The 8,470-nt window shown below is 74.6% G+C and carries 6 protein-coding genes; 4 read left to right on the top strand and 2 right to left on the bottom strand.

Annotated elements, in window-relative coordinates; translation table 11 throughout:
- Both treY and glgX read right to left on the bottom strand, forming a co-directional pair.
- Nucleotides 1-2,300, bottom strand: a 2,300-nt coding sequence (gene treY, locus KS423_RS31110) for a malto-oligosyltrehalose synthase (RefSeq protein WP_224283106.1), incomplete at its 3' end; no start/stop codon positions are given.
- A gap of 95 nt (nt 2,301-2,395) precedes the next feature.
- A complete protein-coding gene (glgX, locus tag KS423_RS31105) occupies nt 2,396-4,573 on the bottom strand; it encodes a glycogen debranching protein GlgX (protein WP_224283105.1) in 2,178 nt (725 codons plus the stop codon).
- A 468-nt stretch (nt 4,574-5,041) separates the two neighbouring features.
- Here glgX and KS423_RS31100 point away from each other — a divergent pair, with 468 nt between their 5' ends.
- The 4 genes from KS423_RS31100 to KS423_RS47560 form a co-directional block, all read left to right on the top strand.
- A complete protein-coding gene (locus KS423_RS31100; RefSeq protein WP_224283108.1) occupies nt 5,042-6,232 on the top strand; it encodes an SAV2148 family HEPN domain-containing protein in 1,191 nt (396 codons plus the stop codon).
- 46 nt (nt 6,233-6,278) lie between these two features.
- Nucleotides 6,279-7,199, top strand: coding sequence for an N-acetyltransferase family protein (locus tag KS423_RS48610; RefSeq protein ID WP_374120058.1), 921 nt, complete (start codon nt 6,279-6,281; stop codon nt 7,197-7,199).
- A 56-nt stretch (nt 7,200-7,255) separates the two neighbouring features.
- On the top strand, nt 7,256-8,005 hold the full coding sequence (locus KS423_RS31090) for an ABC transporter ATP-binding protein (RefSeq protein ID WP_224283104.1): 750 nt from the start codon (nt 7,256-7,258) through the stop codon (nt 8,003-8,005).
- Nucleotides 8,002-8,470: FtsX-like permease family protein (locus KS423_RS47560; protein ID WP_263455417.1), on the top strand; the 469-nt coding region annotated here is incomplete at its 3' end. The genes KS423_RS31090 and KS423_RS47560, both read left to right, overlap by 4 nt.

The following is an 8,470-nucleotide window of genomic DNA, read 5'->3' as shown; positions in this document are numbered from 1 at the left end:
ACGGCGGTGACCACGTCGTCCCCCCGGGCGAAGGCCAGCAGGTGGTCGCCGGAGCGGCCGACGGCGTGCAACGGCCGGTAGGCGCCGAGCGGGCGGGCGCGGCGCAGGTGCAGCGCGGTGGTGGTGAGGTGCAGCTTCTCGCGGGCGAGGTCGCCGGGGCGCGGCGCGGCCGCGTCGGTGAGCCGCACGGCGAGCGCACCGAGGTCCACCACGCCCCGGTTGTCCGGGTCCACCAGGGTGTACAGCGGCTCCTCGCTGCCCTGGTACAGGTCCGGCACGCCCGGCACGGTGAGGTGCAGCAGAGCGGCGGCCAGGGTGTTGGCGCGGGCGTACGGGGCGAGGGCGTGCACGGCGCCCTCGATCCGGGGGAGCAGCCCCGGGTTGCCGTAGACCGAGCGGGCGCGCTGTTCCAGGGCCTGCTCGTAGCGCGGGTCGGGGGTGGTCCAGGAGGTGCGCAGCTTGGCCTCGCGGGCGGCCTTGAGCAGGGCGGCGACCAGCCGGTCCGGGTCGATCGGCCAGGCGGCGACCAGGGTGTGCCAGAGCAGCCAGTCGGCGTCCCGGTCGAAGCCGGGGCCCGCGGCGGTGGACCAGGAGGCGACCTCGGCGGCCCAGGCGTCCGGCCGCTCGGCGAGCACGGCGAGCCGGGCCCGGGCGTCGGCGCTGCGCTTGGTGTCGTGGGTGGAGAGCACCGTCATGCTGTGCGGCCAGGTGCGCTCCAGGTAGCGGCACCAGTCGTGGAACTCCTCCGGGTGCAGTCCGGGCCGGGCGGGCTCGCCGCCGACCTCGTTGAGGCCGGGCAGCGCGTTCCAGCGGTAGAAGGCGGTGTCCTCGACGCCCTTGGCGGCCACCGCGGCGGCGGTCTGGGCGAAGCGCGCGCAGAACTCGTCCTTGTCCGCGCCGCGGCCCAGCTCGCCGAGCGCGAGCGCGGCGACCAGCCGGTCGGTCGCGTCGGCGGAACCGTCCAGGGCCGCCCGCAGCTGCTCCACGGACGCCGTCGAGGGCACCTCGCCGGGCCGGGCGTACGGCCGGTACGCCGGGTAGCCGGTGAGCAGCCGGCCGAGCGACGCGCGCAGCTGCCCGGGCGAGTGGTCGGCGTGCGCGGGCTCGGCGGCGCCGATCCGCAGCGCGATCCGCACCAGTCGCTCGACCTCGGCGGCGAGTTCGCCGTCCGGCCCGGTCATGTCGGCCCGGCCGCGCCGGGCGGCGGCGATCGCGGGGTGCGGGTCCTCGCAGAGGTCCCGGACCGGGCCGCCGTGCCGGAAGGCCTCGTAGGCCCCGGCCAGCCGGCAGGCGCCCGCGTGGTCGGTGAGCACGCCGTCGATCCGGCGCAGCGCGTCGTAGCCGGTGGTGCCGGCCACCGGCCAGTCCTCGGGCAGCCGCTCGTCGCCGGTGAGGATCTTCTCGACCACGACGTACGCCCCGCCGGTGGTCCCCGACGCCCCGCCGGTGGTCCCCGACGCCCCGCCGGTGGCCGCTGCCAGGCGCCGCAGGTAGCCGCGTGGGTCGGCGAGCCCGTCCGGGTGGTCGATCCGGAAGCCGTCCAGGACGCCGTCGGCGTGCAGCGCGAGCAGGACGGCGTGGGTGGCGGCGAACACCTCCGGGTCCTCGGCCCGCAGCGCGATCAGCTCGTTGACGGTGAAGAAGCGCCGGTAGTTGAGCTCGGTGCGGGCCAGCCGCCACCAGGCCAGCCGGTACCACTGGCGGGCGAGCAGCTCGGGCAGCGGCAGCTCCTCGGTGCCGGGGCGCAGCGGCAGTTCGTGCTCGTGGTAGCGCAGTGTGCCGGCGTCCACGGTGAGCTGGTCCAGTACGGCGCCGAGCCGGTCGCCGAGCAGCGGCAGCAGCACCCGTCCGCGCCCGGGCGCGTCGACGGGGCCCGCCTGGGCGGTCCAGTCGATGTCGAACCAGTGCGCGTACGGCGAGTCGGGACCGTCGCGCAGCACCTGCCACAGCGGCCGGTTGAGCCGTTCGGGGGCGGGCACGGCCATGTGGTTGGGCACCACGTCGGCGATCAGCCGCAGGCCGTGGCGGTGCGCGGCGGCGGCCAGCTCGCGCAGCGCCGGCTCGCCGCCGAGCTGCTCGCTGATCCGGGCGTGGTCGACGGTGTCGTAGCCGTGGGTGGAGCCGGGGACGGCCTCCAGCAGCGGGGACAGGTGCAGGTGGGAGACGCCGAGCGCGGCCAGGTAGGGGACGGCGGCGGTGGCGTCGCGGAGGGTGAAGCCGGGCTGGAGCTGGAGACGGTACGACGACGAGGGGACGGTGGCGGCCGGGCGGGGCTGCGCGGGCTCGGCGGCGGGGGTCATAGCTCCATAGGTACCCGGGGGAGCCCGCCGCCAAGACCCGCTGCTGACCCGAACAGGTGACCGCCCCCGGCCGTCCGAAGATCCTGCGCGCCCCCCTAGGCGGGCCGTTGCAGCACCATCAGCGAGCGGTCGGTGAGCCACAGGGCGTCCCCGGCCTTGACCCGGGCGCCCGTGCCCGGGGCGGGCAGCCGGGGCTGCGCGGTGTCGACCACGACCTGCCACTCCTGCCCGTGGTCGGCGGGCACGGTGAACTCCAGCGGTTCGAAGTGGGCGTTGAACATCAGCAGGAAGGAGTCGTCGACGATCCGGCCGCCGCGCCGGTCCGGTTCGGAGATCGCGTAGCCGTTGAGGAAGACGGTCAGCGACTTGGCGTAGCTGGCGCCCCAGTTGCGCTTGGTCATCTCCTCCCCGGCCGGGGTGAACCAGGCGATGTCGGTCAGGTCGTCGAACCCGCCGGTGGACGGCGCGGCCGCGCCCCGCGCGCCCGGACCGTGGGTGCCCGCACCCGACCGCCCGGACACCGGCCGGCCGTGGAAGAAACGCCGCCGCCGGAACACCGGGTGGTCGCGGCGCAGCCAGATCATCCCCTGGGTGAACTCCAGCAGCCGCGCCTGCGGCCCGTCGCCCTCGGGCCAGTGCACCCAGGTGAGCTCGTTGTCCTGGCAGTAGGCGTTGTTGTTGCCCAGCTGGGTGCGGCCGAGCTCGTCGCCGTGCGAGAGCATCGGCACGCCCTGGGAGAGCATCAGGGTGGCGATGAAGTTGCGCTGCTGGCGCTCCCGTAGCGCCTCGACGGCCGGGTCGGCGGCGGGGCCCTCGACGCCGCAGTTCCAGGAGCGGTTGAAGGACTCGCCGTCCCGGTTGTCCTCGCCGTTGGCCTGGTTGTGCTTCTCGTTGTACGAGACCAGGTCGCGCAGGGTGAAACCGTCGTGGCAGGTCACGAAGTTGATCGAGGCGATCGGGCGGCGGCCGTCGTCCTGGTAGAGGTCGGAGGAGCCGGTGAGCCGGGAGCCGAACTCGGCGAGGGCCGCGTTCTCGCCGCGCCACAGGTCGCGCACGGTGTCCCGGTACATGCCGTTCCACTCCGTCCACAGCGGTGGGAAGTTGCCCACCTGGTAGCCGCCCTCGCCGAGGTCCCAGGGCTCGGCGATCAGCTTGGCCTGGGAGACCACCGGGTCCTGCTGGACCAGGTCGAAGAAGGAGGAGAGCCGGTCCACCTCGTGGAACTGCCGGGCGAGGGTGGCGGCGAGGTCGAAGCGGAAGCCGTCCACGTGCATCTCGGTGACCCAGTAGCGCAGCGAGTCCATGATCAGCTGGAGCACGTGCGGGCTGCGCATCAGCAGGCTGTTGCCGGTGCCGGTGGTGTCCTCGTAGAAGCGCTGGTCCTGGGCGAGGCGGTAGTAGGAGACGTTGTCCAGGCCGCGCAGCGACAGCGTCGGCCCCAGGTGGTTGCCCTCGGCGGTGTGGTTGTAGACGACGTCCAGGATCACCTCGATCCCGGCCGCGTGCAGCGCCTTGACCATGGACTTGAACTCCTGCACCTGCTGGCCGCGGTCGCCGGTGGAGGAGTAGGAGGAGTGCGGGGCGAAGAAGCCGACGGTGTTGTAGCCCCAGTAGTTGGCCAGGCCCAGGTCCCGCAGCCGGTGGTCGCGGACGAACTGGTGCACCGGCATCAGCTCGATCGCGGTGACGCCGAGTTTGGCCAGGTGCTCGATCACCGCCGGGTGGGCCAGGCCCGCGTAGCTGCCGCGGATCTCCTCGGGGATGCCCGGGTGCAGCCGGGTGAGGCCCTTGACGTGGGCCTCGTAGATGACGGTGCGGTGGTAGTCGGTGCGCGGCGGGCGGTCGGTGCCCCAGTCGAAGTACGGGTTGATCACCACCGAGTGCATGGTGTGCGGGGCGGAGTCCAGGTCGTTGCGGCGCTCGGGCGCGCCGAAGTGGTAGCCGTAGACCGACTCGTCCCAGTCGATGTGCCCGCTCATCGCCTTGGCGTACGGGTCCAGCAGCAGCTTGGCGCTGTTGTGCCGCTGCCCCAGGCCCGGGTTGTACGGGCCGTGCACGCGGAAGCCGTAGCGCTGGCCGGGCTGGACGCCCGGGAGGTAGGCGTGCCGCACGAAGGCGTCCGTCTCGCGCAGTTCGACGGCCGTCTCGGAGCCGTCCTCGGCGATCAGGCACAGCTCGATCCGGTCGGCGCTCTCCGAGAACACCGCGAAGTTGGTGCCGGCCCCGTCGTAGGTGGCGCCGAGCGGGTAGGGCGCACCGGGCCAGACCTGCATGACTGCTCAACTCCCTTACTGCCGACGGAAACTGGCATGTAGTCCGACAACGGCCCGACCGCCTGCCCGGACCCGGACGCTCTCTTCCCGGCCGGGCGGCCGGGCATGTGCGTGACCGCGCGCCGTGACGCACGGCACAGCGCATACTCCCCGAGCGCGTCCCCGGCGGCCGGGAGATCCGGCCCGGGTTGGGCCGAATGAGCGTCCGTCGGGCATTCGTGTGAAGAACGCGGCGGATGGTGCGGGAGGGCCCCCGGGCATCCGGCTGCGAGCGGCTCGCGGCGGGCAGTACCCTTGATCGTCCCGCCGCCCGGGCGGGCCGCCAGGAATTCGACGGTCCCCGCGCCCGCGGGGGTCAGCCGCAGCAACCAGACGAGGTGGCGCATGGTGTTCCCCGCCGGCGGCCGTGGCTCCGGGCCCGGCGGCCCCGACCGGGGCGCGGCCCGCAGCGAGGCGCCCACGGTGGTCATGCGCCCCACCCTGACCGGCCGGGCCCTGGTGCCCGCCCAGGGCGGCCCGGTCGAGATACCCGCACTGGCCTGGTCGGTCGCCGAGTGGGAGGACGCCTACCAGCGGGTCCGGCTGTCCGGCCGCGCCTACGTCTGGCTCAACCTGGTCGAACAGCGGCTGCGCGCCCTGGTCGACGAGGTGCTGCACCCGATCTACGCCCCCGCCCACGGAGAGGACTGGGTCACCGCCGCCGCCGGGCCGGCCGGCGAGGAGTGGGCCCACCGCGCCGGGGCCGTGCGCGAGGTCAGCCGCCGCAAGGGCTACCTGCTCGACCCGGCCGACGACGACCCGCTGGTCTTCCTCACCCTGCCCCAGCTGCGCGAGCTGATGGTGCAGCACTGGCCCTGCTTCGAGCCGTACCTGGCCGACCGGCGCGAGATCGAGCTGGCGCTCGACGAACTGGAAGTGGCCCGGCACGTGGTCTCCCGCAACCGGGTGCTCACCCAGACCGTGCTGGCCCAGACCGAGCGGGCCGCCGCCCGGCTGCTGGCCGTGCTGGACGGCGGCGCCGGCGGCGTGCCCGCCGACGTGGTCGAGTCCCTGGTGGCCGGCCGGTACGCGGACGTCGTCGCGGTGCACGCCGACCGCGTCCGGCTCCAGCGCGACCTGCCGGTGGAGGACCTGCTGGACGGCGCCCGGCGCCTGGACGCGCTCGGCATCGGCCTCGGCATGCTCTGCCAGAACTACACCGGCAAACGCCTGGTGCGCCTCGCCGGCGAGGGCTGCCGGGTGCGGCTGCTCTTCCTCAACCCGGCGAGCAGCGCGGTGCGCCGCCGCGAACGCGAACTCGGCCTCGGGCGCAGCGAGCTGTCGCGCTCCATCGAGATGAACATCATGCACGTGCGGCGGGTCCGGGCCCGGCTGCGGGACCAGGGCGGCTTCGAGATCCGGGTCTTCGACGAGACCCCGCGCTTCACCGCCTACCTGGTCGAGGGCCCCCGCACGACCGGCCAGGCGGGCGGCCGCCGGCAGGGCCGCGACCTCGGCGTCATCCAGCCCTACCTGCGCCGCGCCCGCGGCATGGAGTCCCCGGCCCTGGTGCTGCGCGGCGGCGCCGGCCAGCAGCCCGGCGGCACCGAGCCGGGACTGCTGGAGGTCTACCGCGAGGAGTTCGAGGGCGTCTGGGCCGACTCCCGGCCCGTGTCCTGACAAAATCCTTGGCCAGCGCGGTGGCGTGGCTGTCAGACTGCGGTTCGTGAGCACCTATGCCGACTGGAGCCTGCGCCCCGCCACGACCGCCGACGTCGAAGCCGTCGCCGAGCTGCGGGCCGAGGTCATGCGGGCCGACCTCGAACGGCTCGGCCGCTACGACGGGCACCGGGTCCGCCAACGGCTGCGCGACGGCTTCTCACCCGGGCACACCTCGATCGTGCTGGTCGGCCGCGCGTTCGCCGGCTCCGTCACCGTCCGCCCCGCCGAACAGGGCGGTCGCCTGCTGGAGCACTTCTACCTCCGCCCCGGCCACCAGGGCCACGGCCTCGGCACCGCCGTCCTGCGGCACCTCCTCGCCGAGGCCGACGCGGCGGGCGAACCCGTCCGCCTGAACGTCCTGCAGGGCAGCGCCGCCCGCCGCCTGTACGAGCGGCACGGCTTCCGGCCGGAGCACGAGGACCCGGTCGACGCCTTCCTGGTCCGCCCGGTGCCGACAGTGTGCACCGACCCGGCCGCCGAACGGCTGCGGGACGCGGCCCTGCTGTGGAGCGCCGGGGAACTGACCGCCGTCGAGGTGGTCGACACCGCCTGCGCCGCGCTCGTCGCCGGCTTCGACGGAGAGGCCCTCACCGCCCTCGCCGCCTGCCCGAACGGGGAGGCGTCCGGCCTGGTGCCGGACCTGCTGCCGCCCGCGCTCGCCGAGTTCGGACTGGCCTTCCACCCGCCCGGCGGCGTGCCCGGCAAGCAGGCCGTCCTGCGGGCGCTCGCCGCCCGGCTGCTGGCCGGCGAGTACGGGCCGCAGGACCTGACCCACCGGGTCCACAGGCGGTTCGGGCACGAATTCGACCCGGCCGACCCGCTCGCGTGCCTCGACGACGAGTACGGCACCCTCGACTGCGGCACCAGGACCAGGGCGGAGCTGGACGCCGAAGTCCAGGCCGAGGCCCGCCGGCTGACGGCGTAACGATTCCCCCAAGCCACCTGGTCCGGAGCGCGGAGCCCGTGGTAGGTGTGGCTACCGTGAAGATCACGGGGGAGGACGGGGCCGTGCTGCGCCTCGTCGACGTACACCGCACCTACGGAACCGGACCGGAGGCCGTACGGGCACTCAGAGGGGTGAACGTCGATTTCGCCCGCGGCGGCTTCACCGCCGTCATGGGGCCCTCCGGCTCCGGCAAGAGCACCCTGCTGCAGTGCTGCGCCGGCCTCGACCGGCCCGACAGCGGCCGGGTCACCCTGGACGGGACCGACCTCGCCGGGCTCGGCGAGACCGAGCTGACGGTACTGCGCCGGCAGCGGATCGGCTTCGTCTTCCAGGCCTTCAACCTGGTCGGCTCGCTCACCGCCGAACAGAACGTCGGCCTGCCGCTGCGACTGGCCGGCCGCCGCCCCGACCGCGCCGAGGTGCACCGCGCCCTCGCCCAGGTCGGCCTCGGCGAGCGCGCCCGGCACCTGCCCTCCCAGCTCTCCGGCGGCCAGCAGCAGCGCGTCGCGATCGCCCGCGCACTGATCACCCGGCCGTGGATGCTGTTCGCCGACGAGCCGACCGGCGCCATCGACTCCACGAGCAGCCGGGACGTCCTCGCCCTGCTGCGCGACCTCGTCGACCGCGAGGGTCAGAGCACCGTCATGGTCACCCACGACCCGGTCGCCGCCGCCCACGCCGACCGCGTGCTCTTCCTCGCCGACGGCCGGATCGTCGACGACCTGTCCCACCCCACCGCCCAGCAGGTCGCCGAGCGGATGACCGCCCTGGAGACGGCGGCATGACCTCGCTCGCCACCCTGCTGCCGGTCGCCGCCGCGAGCCTGCGGCGGCGCAGGGCCGCCTTCGCCGGCTCCTACGTCGCCCTCACCCTCGGCGTCCTGCTCGTCGCCACCACCGGCAGCCTGCTGAACGACACCGCCGGCGACGACTCCCCGCTCGGTGCGCCCTCGCTGCACAAGGTGCTCCAGTTCACCGCCGCGATGACCGCCTTCGTCGCCGTCTTCGTCGTCGCCGGGACCTTCGCCTTCGCCGTCGCCCAGCGCCGCCAGGAGATCGCGATGCTGCGCGCCGTCGGCGCCACACCCCGGCAGATCGTCTGGCTGATCACCGGCGAGGCCGCCGTCGTCGCCCTCGCCGCCGCCGTCAGCGGCTGCCTGCTCGCACTGCCCGGCGCACCCGCGCTCGCCACCTGGTTGGTCGCCCGCGGCGCCGCCCCCGACGGCTTCACCGCGCACCCCGCCGCCGGGC

The sequence above is a fragment of the Streptomyces sp. LS1784 genome, assembly GCF_020103755.1.
Classification (GTDB): domain Bacteria; phylum Actinomycetota; class Actinomycetes; order Streptomycetales; family Streptomycetaceae; genus Kitasatospora.
This window is presented reverse-complemented; position numbering and strand designations above follow the sequence as displayed.

Excerpts from the sequence above, each read along its gene's own strand:
- KS423_RS31100 (WP_224283108.1), top strand. The coding sequence starts at position 5,042 with ATGCGCCCCACCCTGACCGGCCGGGCCCTGGTGCCCGCCCAGGGCGGC.
- glgX (WP_224283105.1), bottom strand. The coding sequence starts at position 4,573 with ATGCAGGTCTGGCCCGGTGCGCCCTACCCGCTCGGCGCCACCTACGAC.